Genomic DNA, 2,722 nt, shown 5'->3' with positions numbered 1-2,722 from the left:
TCAGTAGTGTATACTTGGCCAGTGTCGAATATCTTTTTTTGTGCATCGTCGTACACCATCAATTCAAATGCTATTTGGTTTTCAGTTGTCCATTTTATTAACGGTCTACCTGATGATTGTATTTCAGATATAATAGGTTTTGTTGGTCTTGCTACATTAATAAATTTAGCAACTACGGACCATTCGCTTGCGACATCACCTCTGTTATATCCTCTAACTCTCCAAAATAAATCACCAGCTTCAAATGTTCCTGAAGCTTTGGTTATGCTAGATAATTCATGTGTAAATAAATCAACCCAATCAGTACCATTTTTTGATGTTTGTAAATCAAAAGCGTACTGTAGTGTTCCTGTTTGATTAATATAATTCCAACTAAACAGTACATCACCATATGTAATTTCATTTACTGGGGATACTGGGGATAGCACCGGAATAGTATCTACTGTATCCAGTTCAATTTGAGAAGTGTTTACTTTTTGACCATCATCAACAGTGATTTCAGTATAGGCTTTGTACTTCTTTTGTCTAACCAATGTATTAGCTGGTATAGTTGCCTTCTTACCCATAAAATCAATCGTATTCCAAACACCTACAACACCATCGATCGATTCACCATAAAACAATTTACCTGAAACAATAGTAAATTGTTCTAATATACTATTATTAATCGCAACTGTATAGTTTATGTTTAAGTCCTTTTCAATATCCACATAAGTGTTCTTTAAATCACTACTAACCACAGGCACAGCTATTGTTGAGTATGTAGTTACTATTTCAGGTGGGTTTACTGTTAAAAATGGAGTGTTATTTGGTGTTAGTACTAATAAATTAAATTTAGGAGAATATGTATCAACGAAATATCCATTACTAGCTATATAACTACTCGAATAAGCAATACTACCAAGTTCTAAATCTTTAGTTGTGGTTGTACCATAAAAGAAACTGAATCTTGCTGCATTAACATAATTTACCGATGCTTTAATTTGAGTTTTTTCAATAATAGCGTGTTTATAAGCACTTGGATAACCGTATTGAAACGCACATCCTGTATATCCATCTTGTGCATATAATTCACCTGGGTTTATAGTTACGACTATACCTTTTTTATCATCAATTAATTCCAATTGATAAGTTTTCGTAACATAAGGTGTAAATGTACCCATTAATTACCACCTGCCATTCTTGTTTTCATTTGCTGACTACTTAAATAGTCAGTTAAATTTGTCAATTCATCAACGTTATCAACATTGATATTATAGTTATAATTATTAGTTGAATTATCTAGATCAGTTACTGTATCGCCATATTTTTTATTCCATGCAAGCTCTTTATACTCATTAGGGTTTTTCATCATTGAATTTGAGTTCACATAGTATTTTGCATCTGAACCAATGCCGATTTGTGTAACACTGTCATAAAACTGTGATTCTAATTCAGATATCTGTTTCTTACCAGCAATCACATTACCTTTATAAATTTCAGTTTGTTTTGTTTCCTCGCCATTTACCCAACTACTGAGTAGTGATGTTAACCCGATGCCAGCTGCAATTGCTCCAAGAATGACACCAACAGGAGTTCCTAATATTGATGTATTAATTGCTCCAACAGTTGCAGTTGTAGCGGTACCAAGAGCTGGTATTGCAACTGTAAGTGCAGCTACACCAATTACTGCTTGGCCAACTAACGAAAGGATTGGGCTTAGCACTGCAGCTACACCAATACCACCTACAATAAATTGTTTTACAGATGGATCTAATTCATTAAAACTTTGAAGCATATCTCTTAACCCTTGAATGACTGGTACTGCAATTGGAAGCAATTGTTCGCCAAGTGACGCGGCCAATTCGATTGTTGTTTCTTTCAAAGATCGAACACTGTTTGCTGCTCCTTGACTTGTATTTGCGTAATCACCTTCACTGTTTTTAGTTGCTTCCATGACATAGTTATATCGAACCATTACTTTTTCAGCTTCTGTCATTTCTTTATACTTAGTTTCATAACCTTTAGCTAATGCGTAATTTTCAAGATTTGTTTGAGTCATAACAACACCTAATTTTTTAAGTGATTCCGTTTCCCCAGTAAATATACCCATTAAACCTGTATTAGCTACCTCAAGTGAAATATTCTTAAATGAACTCATATCCCCAGCACGACCAACTAACTGAATACCCATCTCGGCAATTTGTTCTTCAGCTATGCCTAAAGATGTTCCCATGTCACCATACGTACTTGTCATATCCAATGCAGTTGAATTTGCAATTCCATACATTTCTAACGCCTTGCTCGAAAAGTCTTCAACTGACTTACTTGCGTCTTTAAATACAACATTAACTTTGTTCAAGCTTTCTTCTGTGTTTGAGGCTGCAAAAAACATACCTGTCAAAGCTCCAGTTGCCGCAATAGATACACCTCGAGTATTTTGTCCAGCAGTTTTTAGGCTTTCTCCAAAAGACTTTATTTTATCTCTACTTGAGTCCATAACAACAGAATTTCGTTGTAAATTATCTTCATTTTCTTTCAATGATCTCGACATTTTAACTAATTCTATTTCAGCTTTAGTAATTTCCGTTTTATACTTACTTGTTTTATCAGAGCTTGTGCCATACTTGGCTTCTACTCCTGTAAGTTCGTTTTTTAATAAAGCTATTTTTTGTTTTTGTAAATCAATTTGATTATTCAGAATTGAAGATGTATCTTTCATCGAAGCCATTTTATTAGTAGA

At 34.0% G+C, this 2,722-nt stretch carries 1 protein-coding gene and 1 pseudogene; both read right to left on the bottom strand.

Annotation, left to right across the window (positions count from 1 at the left end):
* Positions 1-1,163: hypothetical protein (locus tag RR430_RS08140; protein ID WP_332508907.1), on the bottom strand; the 1,163-nt coding region annotated here is incomplete at its 3' end.
* Positions 1,163-2,722: pseudogene (locus RR430_RS08135) on the bottom strand (hypothetical protein); the annotation flags it as partial. The gene RR430_RS08140 and the pseudogene RR430_RS08135, both read right to left, overlap by 1 nt.

This window comes from Anaerorhabdus sp. (assembly GCF_036641015.1).
Taxonomy (GTDB): domain Bacteria; phylum Bacillota_I; class Bacilli_A; order Erysipelotrichales; family Erysipelotrichaceae; genus Anaerorhabdus.
This window is presented reverse-complemented; position numbering and strand designations above follow the sequence as displayed.